The organism is Candidatus Scalindua japonica (genome assembly GCF_002443295.1).
GTDB classification, from domain to species: Bacteria; Planctomycetota; Brocadiia; order Brocadiales; family Scalinduaceae; genus Scalindua; species Scalindua japonica.
In genome coordinates this window covers 243,519-259,532 of record NZ_BAOS01000001.1, presented here as the reverse complement: position 1 = coordinate 259,532, position 16,014 = coordinate 243,519, and the positions used below count along the sequence as shown (strand labels likewise).

The following is a 16,014-nucleotide window of genomic DNA, read 5'->3' as shown; positions in this document are numbered from 1 at the left end:
CTGTTTTCTTCAAAATAACCGCCTGTTTAAGGCGTTAAATATATCATAAACCGTGATATAAAAGTGTCAAGTATTTTGTTTAAGACCTGCTTATACTATTAAAAAATAAGAAACATTATGACAAATAGACCGAAAGAGTTTTTCAAAACAAAATAATCAACCTGGTCTACCACGAATCTATTAGTGCCCGGCCTGGTTGAGTGTAATATTATAATAACTTGAGTTTATAGAAAAAACTGTTAGAATGGATTTGACTAAAATCGATAAAGTTAATTATAGACCGCTTTTATATGACAAATAGACGTAAAACTAGAACTGTCTCTGTTGGATCTATAGAGATTGGTGGAAATTCGCCAATTGCTATTCAATCAATGACAAATACCCATACAGATGACATCGAAACAACAGCAAAGCAGATCCACGAGTTGGAAACACTAAAATGCAGGATAATTCGAGTCGCTGTTCCTGATGTAAAAACAGTCAGATGTCTTGGCGAACTCAAAAAGAGAATAAACATACCGTTAGTCGCTGATATTCATTTTGGACACAATCTCGCCATTGAAGCCATTAAACAAGGTGTAGACAAGATCCGTATCAACCCCGGCAATATGCAAAACAGGGAAAAGCTTGAGGAGATTGTACGTCTCGCAAAGGACAAAGGTATCCCAATAAGAATAGGAGTCAATTCCGGTTCTATCAGAAGCAATAATGGCCACAATGAAGACCTTGTGGAGTTAATGGTTAAAACAACGTTAAAGTATTGTGAACATTTTGAATCGTTGGGGTTTAAAGATATTGTAGTCTCACTTAAAGCATCTGATGTCCAAAAAACTATGGACGCGTATAGATCCATAGCAAAACAGTGTGACTATCCTTTACATCTGGGTATTACCGCTGCAGGAGCACCGGATGACGCTGTTATAAAATCTGCAATTGGTATTGGCGGTCTGCTTTCAGAAGGAATTGGAGATACATTAAGGGTCTCTTACACAGGTCCTCCTCATCAGGAAGTGCAAGCTGGATATAAGATCCTTGAAGCGCTTGGACTGTCAAAAAGTACGGATCCAGAAATAATATCGTGTCCGACTTGCGGACGTTGTGAAATAGACCTTCTCAATATTGTTAATGAAGTGAAAAAAAGACTCCCTGCGCAAAAACAGTCCGTGCAGATTGCAGTTATGGGATGCATTGTTAACGGTCCCGGAGAAGCAATGGAAGCCGACATAGGAATTGCCGGTGGAAAAGGAGTTGGCTTTTTATTTAAAAAAGGCGAAAAAATAAGAAAGGTTCCGGAAGGCGAAATGGTCTCCGCGTTATTGGAAGAGATCAAAACGATATAATTATGAAAAATGTAGTTATTCTTGGCTCAACAGGTTCTATTGGAACAAGCGCACTTGATGTTATAAGAAACCTGAAGCATAAATATAATGTTGTGGCATTGTCTGCAAATTCACAATGGAAACTACTATCAGAACAGGTTAACGAGTTTAAGCCGGAAAACGTATCTCTCGCGGACGAAAGGTGTGTTGAGCTGCTCAGAAACAATCTGAGTGGTAACGGTGTACAAATACTTACAGGTGAAAATAGCGTAAGAGAGATGGTTTCCGGAGAAAATGTTGATATAGTCCTTTCGGCTATAGTGGGAGGGGCCGGACTCCCCGCTGCTATTGAGGTAGTCAAAAACAGAAAAACCCTGGCCCTGGCCAACAAAGAGGCTTTAGTCATGGCAGGTGGATTGATTATGCCAATGGCAGAAGAATATGGAGTGAGTATCATCCCTGTTGACAGCGAACACAGTGCGGTACTTCAGGCATTAAGAGCCGGACGCCGTGAAGAAGTTAAAAAGATAATAATTACGGCCTCAGGTGGCCCGTTCCGCAACCATCCTGAGGAGAAACTATCGGAAGTTACAAAAGAGGAGGCGCTCAACCACCCGACATGGAACATGGGAAATAAAATAACTATTGACTCCGCAACACTGATGAACAAAGCCCTTGAAGTAATTGAAGCAAAATGGCTTTTTGATCTGGATGCCACTCAAATTGAAGTAGTCATACACCCTGAGTCAATAATCCATTCGCTTGTTGAGTTCTGTGATGGCTCTGTCATTGCCCAGATGGGATTACCTGACATGAAGGTGCCTATACAATTTGCGCTGACATACCCTGACAGAGTAAATGGCAATGTCAAATCTTTTAACCTCGCGAAGCTGGGTACTTTGAATTTCCATAAACCTGATATGGACAAATTCCCGGCACTGAGATTAGGATACGAAGTAGTTGAAAAAGGCGGTACTATGGGCGCTACATTTAATGCGGCAAATGAAATAGCAGTCCAGGCTTTTTTAGAAGATAAAATTAAATTTACCGATATCACGAGGGCAGTGGAATACGTTATGAAAGAACATAATTATATTAAAGACCCTACTTTACAGGATATCATAGATGCGGATGAATACGCGCGTAAGGAGACAAAAATATGCCTTTCATAGGAATATCATCTAATGTAGTTTTAGTAATTATTGGAATAGGTTTACTTATATTTATCCATGAACTCGGTCATTTTTTAGTAGCAAAGAAGATAGGTGTAAGAGTACATGCTTTTTCACTTGGATTTGGCCCGGCAATCATCAGAAAACAGTATGGTGAAACTGACTACAGAGTTTCACTCATACCACTGGGAGGATATGTAAAACTTGCCGGGGAACAGAGAGAGGAGTCAAACACAGGTGAAGAGTGGGAGTTCATGTCTAAGAAACCATGGCAGCGTGCAGCGGTACTCGTAGCCGGTGTCGCTTGTAATACAATTTTAGCATTTTTTGTCTTTATTGTTGCCTTCAGGATAGGCGTCCCTTTCATAACAGCAGAAATAGGACAGACTATACCGGGAGGGGCCGCCTGGGAAGCGGGAATACGTTCTGGAGATAAAATCGTCAGGATTGATAACGTTAAGGACCCGGACTTTGAGGACATCTTCATTTCTGTAGCACTCAACAGCTCTTCTGAAGGCATAAACATGGAGATTGAAAGAGACAATGAAACATTCGATGTCAATGTAGTGCCTAAGTATGATGCTTCTGTGGGCGTGCAGCGCATTGGAATCGCGCCGGCAAGCACATTGGAAGTAAACAAAATATTTACTGTAGAAAATGCGGATGCACCTGCGCAAGTATCAGAATTGCATGCTAATGACAAAATATTAGAAGTTAATGGTAAGAAGATTAACTCAGCAAACGATTTCAGAGAAATAGTCAATGCAAATCCTGGCAAAGAACTTAATCTTACTGTCTTACGTAAAGGCCAGGACACTAACATTAAGGTAACACCGGCTATTGTTACTCGCTGGATGATTGGTCTGTCATGCGCCACATCAAAGCTTGATGGCGTAAAAAAAGGCAGTTTTGCGCACTCCCTCGGACTGGAAAAGGGAGATGAGATCGTTAAGGTAAATTCACAGGATGTTCATGGCTTCTCAGGGTTAATAAATACAATAAAAGAGTCACCGGATGGCATTGTCACATTAGAGGTAAAAAAAGATGATGGAACAAAAAAATAAAATTATCGAAACTGGGAGAAGAGACAGTTAAGGAGTTTTCTGAAGGAATTTTTCCACACTACGGATTGACAGTAGACTCAACCGTTGAAGGTTACCCTGCAGCAACAGCAGGTATTAAACCGGGTGATAACATTACATCAATAAGCGGAGAGAATGTTTCTGAGTGGAGTCAGCTTCTCGCTATTGTTACCGCCAGTCAGGGTAATGAGTTTGAAATTGCGTGGACACATAACTACGAAACCATTACAAAGACAATCAAGCCCCAGAAGAACAAAGAGAATGCTCACGGTCTGCTGGGAATTAAATTCAGTGAAAAAAAGATTGTCAGGAAATATGGCATTGCGAAAGCATGTGTAGTAGGCACGCATAAAACGGTTATAAATATTAAAAGAATATATCTGACCATACAGGGATTTGTTTCAAAGAAATTATCAACTAAGGCCCTGGGAGGCCCGGTCCTGATAGCTCAAGCCTCCTACGAATCCGCGAAGTCCGGAATCGGCAAACTAATGTATTTCATGGCTATCATCAGCATTAATCTGGCAGTAATAAATATATTGCCGGTCCCTGTTCTGGATGGAGGGCATCTCATGTTCCTTGGCATAGAAAAGATTAAGGGCTCTCCAATCAGTGAAAAAACAATGGCAATTGCCAATTACATTGGTATGGGGTTGGTGCTATCGTTAATGGTTTACGCGACAAAGAACGACATAATGAGGTTACTGCATCTTTCTTAAGAGGTTAAGAAAGTCAGGAGTCTCAGGAGATTATTGAATTAATTGATTGCATAAGCACACATCTTTCACATGCAATGTCGTCACTTTCGCAAAAGTCTTTAAATATCTGCAGGAGTCCCTGCTGACGTCTTGCGGAATTAACGATGCTCACTTCCTTATAATTTTTTCCAAGAATTCTATAATTCATAAACTTTGTAATATTATTTGGCGATAGTTTCGCATGTTGTTTATAAGCTTTAAATAATTTCTCTTCTAACGCAGAATCATTCTTTTTTCTTGCGTATGCTAACAGTACTGGAATAGTTATATTTATGAATATTACAGCAGCTCGTTCTCTGCCGACCAGCCTCTGCTTCTTTTTTAATCGTATCCCTCCAAACGTAGAATAGTAAGACCAATGGTCGTCGTATAATTCCAGAAAAACAGACTCAGTGTCTTTGATGACTGTTTTTATCCCAGCTACTTCATTCCCGATTGTGTCCGCCTTCTCAAAAGTGTTCACTATCACTCTGAAAATCCCGGTTTCAGAATTTTCTGCCAGAAGACGGCTGATTGCTGCGATCCTTCTTGTTGGATAGTTGCCCGGCCTGGAATACTTAAATTTCCATGACTCCCCATCCATTTTTTCACAATTGATATCATTTCTGATATTTGACCATATCTGTTCTATGTCGGTAATATATTCAAGAGTATGCTCATCCTTAACGCTTGTATATTTTGATCTCTGACTGGGCAATAGTCCGGAAACACCAAGCAGTAATGCCTGTATTCTCCTGCTTTTTTCATCTACTGAAACGTCAGAAGGTATTAATCTCTTAATCTCATTGATTGTAACGAGAGCCGCTAAACGTAAAAACTGCTCTTTATTATTCTTATAACCAAGCGATTCCATTATCGCCTCATACAAAACCTGCTCATACGTCTTTGACTTCTGCTGTGTTACAATTCTGTCCGTCTTCGCTAATATCCTTTCATCACCGGCAAAATCCAGAAATTGCCCAATCCAATTATCACCGTGAAGAATAGCATTCAATCTCTTCCGGCATGGACCGGCATTGGCGCTGCCAGTGTGTGGATAATCTTCGATATCTATCATATCAGCAAGCTTATCCAATTCGTATTCCAGATAATCATAAAGCTCAAGTTGAGGGACCAGGCGATTGTTTATTGAGAGATACTCCTCCTTTCTGTCATTCCACATAAAGACATGCAGGCAGACATTATCATACTCCTTCTGTTGACTATGTCCATGACGTGCCCAATCACCGGAACACACGTGAATCTCAACATCACCTTTAACTGTCCCCTTTCCTTCCAGAAGTATTTCAGCATCCTTAAAATCCGGCCCCGCCTCCAGGTTCCATATACCGGAAGATATGATCTCTACTCTCAATCCATCTGTTGTAAATAAATTATCCTTCTTTATAAGCTGTTCAGACCATATGCAGTTAACTAACTGCTCCTTTACCTTCTTTCCTTTTACACTATATTTAAGACTTCCAACCTCTTTAACACTGCAATATCGCCTGACAAGCTCACGATAACGCGGCACACAAAAACTATCAGAATAATCTTTATTCTCAATCATCAAAATCCTCCCTGATTTTGTTACTGTTTTAAATGATCATACTCACGTTAAAACTAAAGGTATTTATTTTTTCAATACATAAAAAAAACGCCTACATTCTTCAGTGTATCGAGAATGTAGGCGTCTATAAGGTAAATGAATGTTGCACTCTCAAGCAAAAAACACCTTTCCATCAGCCCCATCAATTTTATCGGTTGCATTACGAGTATCTACAATGACATTTGAATGCTTAACTATATCAGCATAGTCATAAGCGCTGTGATCGGTAACAACAATTACGGCATCCATTTCCCGCAATACATCAGGAGTGAGAGGGGTGGACTTTTTTTGGAAGTTGTATTTTCTGGTCGGTTTCAACACCGGAATCCAGGGATCATTATAGCTTACAATAGCACCTTTCTCTGACAACATCTTCATTATTGTATAACCGGGAGATTCTCTTTCATCATCAATATCCTTCTTGTATGCAACACCGAGCACCAATACCTTACTGCCTTTGAGACTTTTCTCATGCTGATTTAAAGCCTCCATAGTCCTGTCTATTACGTAGTATGGCATAGACACATTAATCTCACCTGCCAGTTGAATAAAACGAGTCACAAAGTCGTATTCCCTGGCCTTCCAGGAGAGATAAAATGGATCAATTGGAATACAATGCCCACCAAGTCCCGGTCCGGGATAAAATGGCGTATAACCAAACGGCTTTGTTGCCGCAGCATTGATAACTTCAAAAATATCAATACCCATTTTATGCCCCAGCACCTTCAACTCATTTACCAGAGCAATATTAACAGAACGGAACGTATTCTCCAGAATCTTTGTCATCTCAGCAGCCCCAGTCGATGATACCGGCACCACCTGGGTAATACAATTATAGAGAGCTGACGCAATCTCCAGGCAGGAAGAGGTGACCCCACCGACAACCTTTGGAATATTGGCGGCATCAAATTTCTTGTTACCGGGGTCTTCTCTTTCCGGAGAGTAAGCAAGAAAGAAATCTTCCCCAGCCTTCATATCATCAGTCTCCAACCTTGGAAGAAGAGCTTCCTCCGTAGTCCCTGGATATGTAGTGCTTTCTAAAATAACAATTTGTCCCGCGCGGAGGTTATCAGCAATAAAATTTGTAGTGTCCAGAACATAACTCAGATCAGGCTCCATCTTATCAGTAAGTGGAGTAGGTACGCAGATCAGCATGCAATCCGCTTCACCAAGACGCGTGAAGTCAACTGTCGCTTCAAGCTCACCCTCCTTTATTTTCTCATTGATATGGTCCATTTTTATGTGCTTTATATAGGACTGCCCTTGATAAAGCATCTCAATTTTACGTTCGTCCACATCAAAACCAATTACCTTGAACCCCTGTTGCCCAAAATGAATTGCCAGCGGCAAACCCACATAACCCAGACCAATGATCCCTACTACAGCCTCCCTTTTCTCTATCTTGTTTAGCAAACATTCCCTTATCGAATTATTATTTTTTTTCATTCTTTTCAATTTTCCTGTTAGTCTTTTAACCAGAATTCTAATTCATCCGCAATTTTATCATAGTCTCCAACATTTAGACTTAATAGATTCACTTTAATTCTACTTGATACATGTTATATATACATAAATGAATCAAGAGGCTACCACTGAAAGAGATTGATTTCAAGAAAAATTTAATCCTGTATAATTTATTTATATTAGCAACAGAGTTTACCAGATATTGGAAATTTACTGTTTAGATTCAGTTTATATCTGTATTTTCAAAACAATATATACTAAAATGGGATCCATGTTGGATCATCATCCTGAAAACAACTCTGATATTAATGAAATATACAAAAAGCTCGAAGCGGAGCTTGCAAGTATCGACCCAGGTTGTGTTGCATGTGGTACCTGCTGCAGTTTCGATGAGTTTGACCACGTATTATATGCATCAACCATTGAAACAGACTATATTCGGAAAAATGTGGAAGTACCCTCTTTTGATCCGGACAAAAATATATGCCCCTTTCTCATAAACAGTCAATGCTCAATCAGAGAACACCGAACGCTTGGTTGTCGGGTATTTTTCTGTAATCCTGATTACAAAGAAAAGGCGCAAGACATCTATAATAAATACTATACGATGATTAAGGACCTGGCAGATAATAACGGGGTAGAATGGCTTTACGCACCAATGCTGAAACAGTTAAAGAATGTTTAACTTTGAGTTTCTCTCATATTGAATTATTACCCATTAACACCCCATATCTCAAACCCCTTGAGCTTACACTGCAAGTCTGAAAATCCAATTTCTCCATTGTCCTCCACATAATCATCGCCCCTGCAAGCAAGACGTCTGCTCGTTTTGGTTCGATGCCTGCTTGTTCACGTCTCTCCGCTACCGTCATTCGCTTAAGGTTATTGACCATTCGAAGCAAGTCTTGATTTGTAAATTTGACATTTTCAACTTCAGCAGCATCAAACACTCTGAGTCCCAAATGCCAGGATGCAAGCGTTGTAGCTGTTCCAGCCACTGCAAGCATTTGTATGTTTGCAGGAATAGAGCATCTCCAATCCACAAGTTCCTCAAGCTTATTATCTATTTCACTAAGACAGACGCGAAACTCTTCATCAATTACCGGGTCGGAGATCAGGTATCTTTCCGTAAAACGCACAGACCCCAGGTCTACACTTCGATCTTCCTTTGCTGTTACAAATTCTGTACTTCCACCTCCTATATCTACAACTGCATGACTAGATGGTGCCATACCCGGAAGCAGAGAACCCATAAAACTTAATCGAGCTTCATCTTGACCCGAAATAACCCGGAACCTGAATCCGTACTCCTTCTCTACTCCAGCAAAAAATCCCATTCCATTTTCAGCATCTCTTGCCTGACTGGTTGCGACACATACCACATCCATAGGAGATATCCCCACTTCAGAAACTATTTTTCTATATTCATCCATACACGTTAACGTTCTTTCCATCGCATCCGACTGAAGATATCCTTTTTTGTCTACCCCTTCTCCAAGGCGAACAATTCTGGCATGATCAGCAAGGACTTTATTTACAGCTCCGGACTCAACCTCTGCAATAAGCATAAGGCAGGTATTTGTTCCTAAATCAATAGATGCTTTCAGCATTTAATATCTCTTTGAAAATGCCTTCTGTTTCCAGAATATATGACTACTCCATAGAAGGGCAATGCCAATATCAACATCCACTATGGAAACTGCTATTAAAAAGTAATAGTTATGTTGTGTATGTGCCATTCTCGCCATAGTCGCGCCAAACGTTATCATTATGGCTAATACAGCAAAGAACCAGGGTTTGAAAAATTGCCAGATTTTTGGTTGGTTAAGAGTATTTATTCTCGTAAGGTTTTTGAGACAACTTTTACGAAATATGAACTTACCCTTGATGCTGCCAATGACAGGCCCTACTGTAACAGCCAGCCAGGGCCAGTTCTGCTCAGGTTTCAGCAAATATGCCTCAACCAGCATAGTGGTCCCCTTTATTAGTAATACTATGCCTCCAACATACCAGACGAAGGCGGCTAAAATATTCAGGGTACGAATGGACGCGGTCATTGTTGATCAAGTAATTTCTGCAGAACAAACTTCATAAAGAAAGCAGTGATACGCCACAGATTGACGACCACTGCTTTCTTCTTTTCATGTTAACAACAAAGCGAATCAATATCTTTCCCTGCGTTTTGAACGCTCTTCTCTGGGATGCGCCTCATTTACTTTAATATTTCTACCTTTCATTTCACTTTCATTTAAGCACTTTATAGCCTCTTCTGCCTCTTCCTGCTTAGGCATTTCTACAAAACCAAAGCCTTTTGACTTACCGGAAAATTTATCCGTAATGATAGATATACTTGCTATTTCCCCATACGGCTCGAAAATATTCCGAACTTCTTCCTCTGTGGTATCATAAGATAGGCTTCCAACATATATATTCATCTCTGCTCCTGCTAAGCTATTGTGTATTGATAAAGTATACATTACCGGATAACCAACACACATATTATGCGATAACAGCCTGATCAAAGGCTTATTTTCTTGTGTTTAATAATAATGTAAAACCGTATGCCTGTAACCACAAGCTATAGACACTTATTCCATCCGATCTGTAATCTCGATCAGATGATATCCAAAATCAGTTTTAACAGGACCATGGACTTTTCCAACTTCATCGTTAAAAACTACCTGGTCAAATTCTTTAACCATTTGTCCGGGACTAAACTCACCTAGACCCCCTCCGCTCTGGCCAGAAGGGCATTGTGAGTGCTCCTTAGCTATCTCATCAAAGTCTGCTCCAGCCTCGATCTGCTCTTTTAACTTTTGGCACTCTTCCTGACTGGACACAAGGATATGGCGCGCTTTTGCTGTACCCATTTTTAAACCCCTTTCTACAAACACGAAATCTTCAATATACTATAAAACCATTAATTTTACTCTATGTATTCCTCTTGTCAATTGATTTCCATACATAAATGGCCTTCACTCTCTACACAAATCAACATTATTATGAAATATGAGAATCTCGGAATAATACCGATAATTGGATTCATATTTAAGAAATATTCTCATGATCCAGTACTCTGGTAATGATTTACCCCTGCTTTCCATGAGAATATTGAAACGGTAATAACTACAGCGCCTGCTATTGGAGTTCCCATTTCCAGAGCCGGATGAAGGAGGCCTGTACCTGAGCGGTCTAAAAAGAAATGTGCCGGATAAAAATTTATAAACGCTATTGGAAATATAAATGTCAAAAAAAACTGCATTCCCAGATTGTATATGCTTACAGGATAATTAATAAACTCCTTGCTTGAAAAAATAACGGTGTGAACAAGAGTCCTGTTTCTCAATGTCCAGAAAGCAACCGATGTTACCATCAGGCGTAAGCCTCCGGCAATCATAACCGCCCCAAGTACAACCACAGGAAACATCAGGACCTTATAAACGGTCCATTCCAGATCTGCAACATGTGAACCAAAATAGAGTGCAGTGGAACCGATAATAAGATGTGCGGCTGTCGATACCTCGAATTTCGAAAACACCACCTGTCCTAAAGGACTGAGAGGCCTTACCAATACTCTATCAAATTCACCGTCTACAATCATTTTGTCAAAATTTACCAGTTGTGAAAATATCAGGTTTGTAAATCCAAAAGCAAAGGCGTGAAGTGAATACAGGAAAATCATCTCACCCAGAGTCCAACCCTTTATTTCATGAAAGCGGTTCAAAAGTATAAACAGTAAACCAAATTGCCCTGCATAGAAAGATAGTATGGCAAATATATAGAAGAGAAAGCTTGCCTTATATTCCATCCTCGCCTTTATGGATGTCGCAAACAGTGAAAAATATATTTTTATTGACTCCACACTTATCCTCCCTGAATTATCAATTTTTTCTTACCGGCATTCCACATAAGAGTGCAAATGCTACCCATTATTACAACCCAGATCAATTGAACTATTATTATCGAATGGGCTTCCGCTAATGAAGCACGTCCAAGAAGAATAGTAGTCGGGAAATAAAGCATGTATTGAAATGGAAGAAACTTAACCAATGGGTCCAAAAATTCAGGAAAAAAGTCTAATGGCACTATTCCCCCGGCAAAGAAAGTAAACAACGCATATTTGAAGAGCATGAATGGGAAAATTTCTACAAACCAGAAAGCGAGTAATCCGGCAATAAAGTTAAGCATGGAAACCAGGACATACCCGGCAATGAATGATACAAGAAAAACCAGAAACCTTGAAACTTCAAACGGAATAGAGATATCAAAAAGAAATATGGAGATTATGACAATAGGGACTGTCCTTGCCATCATATGGAAAAGAGAATGCCCCACATTCTCGGCAAGATTCATAAAGAAAAAAGATGTCGGCCTTACAAGTTCCATTGCAATCGAACCGTCCATAACCTTCCTGTAAATGATAGAATCATCCATCGTAAAGGATATTCTCACAGCCATAACCAGTACCGCGTAAGATACTATTGCAGTCAACGTATATCCATTATGTACTGTGGTGTCAAACTGGGAATATAATGCTTTCCATAAAGAGGTAAATATAAAGACGTAGAGAAAACCATTAACGATTCCAACAAAGCAATCAAACCTGTAAGTAACCTGCTTCTGGAACGATACTGATACAAATTTTAGGAAAAGTTTTGGATTCATCTCATTAAGTAAGCAGTTCTTCTGAAGGAGTGGCTAAATCGACTCGATTATTATAAATATTCCTGATTATACTTTCCACAGAAGGTTCTTTTACGGATATGTCCTTAATTTTATATCGAGACGCAATTGTACCAATAACCTCACCTATTCCAAAGTTGTCGTTATCAAACGTCAACCATTTTTTACATCCCTCTTCTCGTATAACACTGACCCCGGGTATTCCCTGTATAACATTTCCATCATCATGAAACTCAACCTCTATCACTTTTTCATGGACAAACTTCTGCTTCAACAATTCAGTCTCACCGTCATACATTATCTTCCCTTGTTCAAGAATAATGAGCCTTTTGCAAAGCTGCTCAATATCGTTCATGTCGTGAGTAGTGAGAATAATGGTAGTTCCCTCGTCCCTGTTCATCTCCGCGAGAAAATTCCTTATCGACTCCTTTGCCAGCACATCCAGACCAATTGTGGGTTCATCCAGAAAAAGTACTGGAGGGTTATGGATCAGAGAGGCGGCTATATCGCACCTCATCCTCTGCCCTAATGACAGTTTTCTGACCGGTTTTGCCATAAGGGGTTTAAGGCCAAGCGCTTTATCCAGATTCTTTATTTGTGCGTTAAAGTCTGATTGAGAAACCCGAAAAATCACTCTTAACAAATCAAAGGACTCACGCACCGGAAGGTCCCACCAAAGTTGTGTTCTTTGACCAAAAACAACACCAATCTTCGCGGCATTCCTCTTTCTGTCCTTGTAAGGAATAATTCCATTTACCTCAGCACTTCCGGATGTGGGTACAAGTATACCGGTCAGCATCTTGATTGTTGTAGATTTACCGGCACCATTCTCTCCAACATAGCCAACAAATTCTCCACGTTCAATCTCAAATTCAATACCATCTACTGCTGTAACAGTTTTTCGTTTTCTGTGAAAAAGGGCTTTCAACTTTCCTGAAAAGCCTTTACCGGACTCACTGAGATCAAAGTCCTTCCTTAAATCTTTAACTTTAATTGCTATATTTTTATTCTGCTTCATACTTTCACTTAATCCCAGTACATCTCAATCTTTAATAATGTCAAGTAAAGCATTTTACTATAAAAATGATTACTTTGCCAGTATTGACTATTTAAACAAAAGGTGGTACATTAACATTTCTACTACCAGCTACTGATTTTATCTTTCTCATCTTTAAAAGGGGGATTATACATGACAATTCTAAACGGTAACATTTCAGCATACAGAAAAACCCAGGATGACATGGTAGCAAAAGTAACTATAATCAAAACAGATTCGTTATCTCTTGACGTTTATTACTTTAAAGCGGGGCAGGCCCTGGGATATCACAAGCATCCAACGGGAGACCAGATTTTTACCGTTATAGAAGGAAGCGGAACGTTTAAGTTAGATGATGGCAGTGAAGAAACTTTAGAGGTCAAACAGGGATCAACTTTTCTGGCACCTGCTAATGTATGGCACGACTTAATTGATTCCGGCAGTGGTAATCTCGTTGCGCAACAGGTTACTGACCAGCCGTCAGGTATGAAAAAAAGATAGGGTCAATTTAAAAAACTCATTCATTGCAATACACGCGGGAGGTTCTCAAATGCGGCTCCCCTTATTACCGACCTCTCTTTCGAGAGGATTCCACAACTGGAGTCCTCTCGAAAGAGAGGTCGGTTGGATTTACGCAATTCTTTTTCAGTAACACCATTGCCATATCCAACATTGTTAGCGGTGCATGGAATGCACCCCACTGCCCACCAAAACATTCTACATCCGGAAACAAATATCGTAGGGTGCGTTGTACGCACCAGAAACACGACAGCATAATCAAGTATTTTTTAATATATAACGCCATTGCTGTATCCAACGTTGTTAGCGGTGCATGGAATGCACCCTACTGCCCTGTATTTTAGCTAGAAGCATCCGGTCAGGTTTTTCTCTATAATCAGGTTTTCATAATTATCAATATTGCAAATATGTCCGGGTGGAAGAAAAGTTGTCGAGGTCTCCTCGACTATCAACGCGGGCCCCTTAATTCCGGTATGTGTCTGTATCCTGTTCCTGTCGTAAATATCAGCCTTCAACCATTTTCCCCTGAAATAACATTTTGTGTTTTTTGCAGCTATCTTCTCTTTTGTTGAAGAAGTCATCACTTTTTTTCTAAGAGAGGGCTTCTTCGTCTTTCCTGTTACTCTCACTCTGATATTGACAATTTCAATTCCAGAGTCCGTATTTGCATAACCATATCTCTTCCTGTGGAGTTTGTGAAAACTATCAATATAGTCCTTATCAAATGGTAACATAAGTTCATGAGACTGGCCTATATATCTCATATCTACTGCATTTTCTACTTTTATGCAGTTTTTCAGGATACCCTCGTAAAGCACCTCCTTCATACCTTGCGATATTAATGGTTTAAACAAGCGCAGGACCTTACTGTGATCTTTTTCTTTCACCTTTAAAAGTACACTTTTTGAATAATCTTTGACAATATCGGCAATGGTCATACCCAGCGCTGACAAGACACCCGCATTTTTAGGAACAAGGACCTTCTTAATTAAGAGGCTTTCAGCCAGCTCGCACGCATGAAGTCCTCCGGCGCCACCAAAAGAGACCAGTGTATAATCTCTTACATCAAACCCCTTCTCAACGGAGATAACCTTTATGGCCCTTACCATATTAGCGTTTGCCACTTCTATTATACCCTCCGCTGCCTTTACTGAAGACATCCCCAATTTCTTTGCAAGGGTATTCATAAATCCTGACACCATAGCGGTTTTAAGTTTCATCCTTCCACCAAGAAAGAATTCGGCGCTGATTCTTCCAAGAAACAGATTAGCATCTGTTACTGTTATATCTCTACCCTTTCCATAGCAGACCGGGCCAGGGTGAGCGCCAGCGCTCTGCGGACCTACCCTGAGCGCCCCTCCGTAGTCAATAAATGCAATTGACCCTCCACCAGCCCCGACTGTAACCATATCTACAACAGGTATCTTTACAGGCAACTCATTAATAAGAGTTTGTGTCGTAAGCCTCACATTACCGTTACACAGCGAAACATCTGTCGATGTCCCGCCCATATCAAAAGATATAATGTTTTTTATACCTGCAAGTTTTGCTATCCCGAATGCCCCCGCGACACCGCCTGCCGGTCCTGAAAGAATACAGTTAACGGCCATTTTCTTAGCAGCTCCAGTAGAAATGCTACCACCGTTTGACTGCATAATTCTTATATTATCAGCCTCTAAGCCCTCTTCCAACGTAGTCAAATATCTGGCCATAACTGGAGATACGTACGCATTCACTACCGTAGTACTGGTCCTCTCGTACTCTCTATACTCAGGCAGAATTCTACTGGAAACAGAGACATGAACTCCCAACTGTTCCAACTCCTTTGCCACAATCCCTTCATTGAGCGGGTCCTTATAAGAGAAAAGAAAGCATACAGCAACTGACTCTATCCCTTTCTTTCTTAATGCAATACATATTTTTTTCAGATCGCCCTTACTGACACGAGACAACACTTCACCTGTTGCGGACACCCTCTCCCGCACACCCCACCTCAGCTCTTCAGGTATCAGAGCTGATTCACGGGTAATAAAGAGATCATATAGCGAACTTCTTGCCTGACGGCCTATTTCTAGTACATCCTCATATCCATCTGTAGTAATTAACGCGGTCTTCGCGCCTTTTCTCTCAAGAAGCGTATTTGTGGCGACAGTAGAACCATGGACTATGGACACATGCTCCTGTTTAATTTCAAGTGATCTGATTCCATTAAAAACTGCATCTGCCGGAGTATCAGGTGTAGAGATAACTTTATGGACCTTGAGCTCTCTTCCATCAAACAGCACAAAATCTGTAAATGTACCCCCAATATCAACCCCTAAAACAACCAATCTCTCTTCTCCTTAAATACAATGGGACGCACACGCCAAAAAGCCGGTCGGGCAGGGATTTTC

General features: G+C 40.4%; 17 protein-coding genes. 6 read left to right on the top strand and 11 right to left on the bottom strand.

The annotated features are described in order from the left end of the window. Nucleotides 1-290: 290 nt before the first annotated feature. The 4 genes from ispG to rseP (SCALIN_RS00950) are packed head-to-tail and all read left to right on the top strand — an operon-like array spanning nucleotide 291 to nucleotide 4,292. On the top strand, nucleotides 291-1,340 hold the full coding sequence (gene ispG, locus SCALIN_RS00965; RefSeq protein ID WP_096892396.1) for a flavodoxin-dependent (E)-4-hydroxy-3-methylbut-2-enyl-diphosphate synthase: 1,050 nt from the start codon (nucleotides 291-293) through the stop codon (nucleotides 1,338-1,340). Further along, on the top strand, nucleotides 1,340-2,491 hold the full coding sequence (locus tag SCALIN_RS00960) for a 1-deoxy-D-xylulose-5-phosphate reductoisomerase (protein ID WP_096892395.1): 1,152 nt from the start codon (nucleotides 1,340-1,342) through the stop codon (nucleotides 2,489-2,491). The genes ispG and SCALIN_RS00960 overlap by 1 nt, the downstream gene beginning before the upstream one ends. After that, nucleotides 2,479-3,555, top strand: a complete 1,077-nt coding sequence (rseP, locus tag SCALIN_RS00955) for an RIP metalloprotease RseP (protein WP_096892394.1) — start codon at nucleotides 2,479-2,481, stop codon at nucleotides 3,553-3,555. Before SCALIN_RS00960 ends, rseP (SCALIN_RS00955) begins: the two co-directional genes overlap by 13 nt. Continuing rightward, nucleotides 3,552-4,292, top strand: a complete 741-nt coding sequence (gene rseP, locus SCALIN_RS00950) for an RIP metalloprotease RseP (RefSeq protein WP_096892393.1) — start codon at nucleotides 3,552-3,554, stop codon at nucleotides 4,290-4,292. Before rseP (SCALIN_RS00955) ends, rseP (SCALIN_RS00950) begins: the two co-directional genes overlap by 4 nt. Before the next feature lie 22 nt (nucleotides 4,293-4,314). Here rseP (SCALIN_RS00950) and SCALIN_RS00945 read toward each other — a convergent pair whose 3' ends face one another. Then, the gene (locus SCALIN_RS00945; RefSeq protein ID WP_096892392.1) at nucleotides 4,315-5,880 is read right to left on the bottom strand and encodes a DUF2851 family protein; all 1,566 of its coding nucleotides are present in this window, start codon (nucleotides 5,878-5,880) and stop codon (nucleotides 4,315-4,317) included. Between the two features lie 150 nt (nucleotides 5,881-6,030). After that, complete coding sequence (locus tag SCALIN_RS00940) at nucleotides 6,031-7,365, bottom strand: nucleotide sugar dehydrogenase (protein ID WP_096892391.1); 1,335 nt, start codon at nucleotides 7,363-7,365, stop codon at nucleotides 6,031-6,033. Between the two features lie 280 nt (nucleotides 7,366-7,645). Between SCALIN_RS00940 and SCALIN_RS00935 the strand changes: the two genes are divergently transcribed. After that, nucleotides 7,646-8,068, top strand: coding sequence for a hypothetical protein (locus SCALIN_RS00935; RefSeq protein ID WP_133111572.1), 423 nt, complete (start codon nucleotides 7,646-7,648; stop codon nucleotides 8,066-8,068). A 13-nt stretch (nucleotides 8,069-8,081) separates the two neighbouring features. Here the strand turns inward: SCALIN_RS00935 and SCALIN_RS00930 are convergent, their stop codons facing one another. The 7 genes from SCALIN_RS00930 to SCALIN_RS00900 all read right to left on the bottom strand — a co-directional run bounded on the left by SCALIN_RS00930 (nucleotide 8,082) and on the right by SCALIN_RS00900 (nucleotide 13,084). After that, nucleotides 8,082-8,993 (bottom strand): Ppx/GppA phosphatase family protein, encoded by a 912-nt coding sequence (locus SCALIN_RS00930; protein WP_096892389.1) that lies wholly within the window; start codon nucleotides 8,991-8,993, stop codon nucleotides 8,082-8,084. Then, nucleotides 8,994-9,440, bottom strand: a complete 447-nt coding sequence (locus SCALIN_RS00925; protein ID WP_096892388.1) for a hypothetical protein — start codon at nucleotides 9,438-9,440, stop codon at nucleotides 8,994-8,996. Nucleotides 9,441-9,545: 105 nt separating this feature from the next. After that, the gene (locus SCALIN_RS00920) at nucleotides 9,546-9,818 is read right to left on the bottom strand and encodes an RNA recognition motif domain-containing protein (protein ID WP_096892387.1); all 273 of its coding nucleotides are present in this window, start codon (nucleotides 9,816-9,818) and stop codon (nucleotides 9,546-9,548) included. 153 nt (nucleotides 9,819-9,971) lie between these two features. Then, the gene (locus SCALIN_RS00915; protein WP_096892456.1) at nucleotides 9,972-10,253 is read right to left on the bottom strand and encodes a peptidylprolyl isomerase; all 282 of its coding nucleotides are present in this window, start codon (nucleotides 10,251-10,253) and stop codon (nucleotides 9,972-9,974) included. A 191-nt stretch (nucleotides 10,254-10,444) separates the two neighbouring features. After that, nucleotides 10,445-11,245, bottom strand: a complete 801-nt coding sequence (locus SCALIN_RS00910; RefSeq protein WP_096892386.1) for an ABC transporter permease — start codon at nucleotides 11,243-11,245, stop codon at nucleotides 10,445-10,447. A gap of 2 nt (nucleotides 11,246-11,247) precedes the next feature. Further along, a complete protein-coding gene (locus SCALIN_RS00905) occupies nucleotides 11,248-12,048 on the bottom strand; it encodes an ABC transporter permease (RefSeq protein ID WP_096892385.1) in 801 nt (266 codons plus the stop codon). 4 nt (nucleotides 12,049-12,052) lie between these two features. Next, a complete protein-coding gene (locus SCALIN_RS00900) occupies nucleotides 12,053-13,084 on the bottom strand; it encodes an ABC transporter ATP-binding protein (protein ID WP_096892384.1) in 1,032 nt (343 codons plus the stop codon). Between the two features lie 171 nt (nucleotides 13,085-13,255). Here SCALIN_RS00900 and SCALIN_RS00895 point away from each other — a divergent pair, with 171 nt between their 5' ends. Next, nucleotides 13,256-13,603 carry a cupin domain-containing protein gene (locus tag SCALIN_RS00895; RefSeq protein WP_096892383.1) on the top strand — a complete coding sequence of 116 codons (348 nt, stop codon included), beginning with the start codon at nucleotides 13,256-13,258 and terminating at the stop codon, nucleotides 13,601-13,603. Nucleotides 13,604-13,667: 64 nt separating this feature from the next. Here SCALIN_RS00895 and SCALIN_RS21540 read toward each other — a convergent pair whose 3' ends face one another. Together SCALIN_RS21540 and SCALIN_RS00890 are read right to left on the bottom strand one after the other, a co-directional pair. Further along, nucleotides 13,668-13,907 (bottom strand): hypothetical protein, encoded by a 240-nt coding sequence (locus tag SCALIN_RS21540; RefSeq protein WP_133111568.1) that lies wholly within the window; start codon nucleotides 13,905-13,907, stop codon nucleotides 13,668-13,670. 58 nt (nucleotides 13,908-13,965) lie between these two features. After that, entirely contained in the window at nucleotides 13,966-15,951 is a 1,986-nt protein-coding gene (locus SCALIN_RS00890; protein ID WP_096892382.1) for a hydantoinase/oxoprolinase family protein, read from the bottom strand. Nucleotides 15,952-16,014 lie beyond the last annotated feature (63 nt).

Bases quoted from the DNA above. Each gene is read 5' to 3' on its own strand.
- ispG (WP_096892396.1), top strand. From the start codon at position 291: ATGACAAATAGACGTAAAACTAGAACTGTCTCTGTTGGATCTATAGAG.
- rseP (WP_096892394.1), top strand. From the start codon at position 2,479: ATGCCTTTCATAGGAATATCATCTAATGTAGTTTTAGTAATTATTGGA.
- SCALIN_RS00945 (WP_096892392.1), bottom strand. From the start codon at position 5,880: ATGATTGAGAATAAAGATTATTCTGATAGTTTTTGTGTGCCGCGTTAT.
- SCALIN_RS00940 (WP_096892391.1), bottom strand. From the start codon at position 7,365: ATGAAAAAAAATAATAATTCGATAAGGGAATGTTTGCTAAACAAGATA.
- SCALIN_RS00935 (WP_133111572.1), top strand. From the start codon at position 7,646: ATGGGATCCATGTTGGATCATCATCCTGAAAACAACTCTGATATTAAT.
- SCALIN_RS00930 (WP_096892389.1), bottom strand. From the start codon at position 8,993: ATGCTGAAAGCATCTATTGATTTAGGAACAAATACCTGCCTTATGCTT.
- SCALIN_RS00925 (WP_096892388.1), bottom strand. From the start codon at position 9,440: ATGACCGCGTCCATTCGTACCCTGAATATTTTAGCCGCCTTCGTCTGG.
- SCALIN_RS00920 (WP_096892387.1), bottom strand. From the start codon at position 9,818: ATGAATATATATGTTGGAAGCCTATCTTATGATACCACAGAGGAAGAA.
- SCALIN_RS00915 (WP_096892456.1), bottom strand. From the start codon at position 10,253: ATGGGTACAGCAAAAGCGCGCCATATCCTTGTGTCCAGTCAGGAAGAG.
- SCALIN_RS00905 (WP_096892385.1), bottom strand. From the start codon at position 12,048: ATGAATCCAAAACTTTTCCTAAAATTTGTATCAGTATCGTTCCAGAAG.
- SCALIN_RS00900 (WP_096892384.1), bottom strand. From the start codon at position 13,084: ATGAAGCAGAATAAAAATATAGCAATTAAAGTTAAAGATTTAAGGAAG.
- SCALIN_RS00895 (WP_096892383.1), top strand. From the start codon at position 13,256: ATGACAATTCTAAACGGTAACATTTCAGCATACAGAAAAACCCAGGAT.
- SCALIN_RS21540 (WP_133111568.1), bottom strand. From the start codon at position 13,907: ATGGCGTTATATATTAAAAAATACTTGATTATGCTGTCGTGTTTCTGG.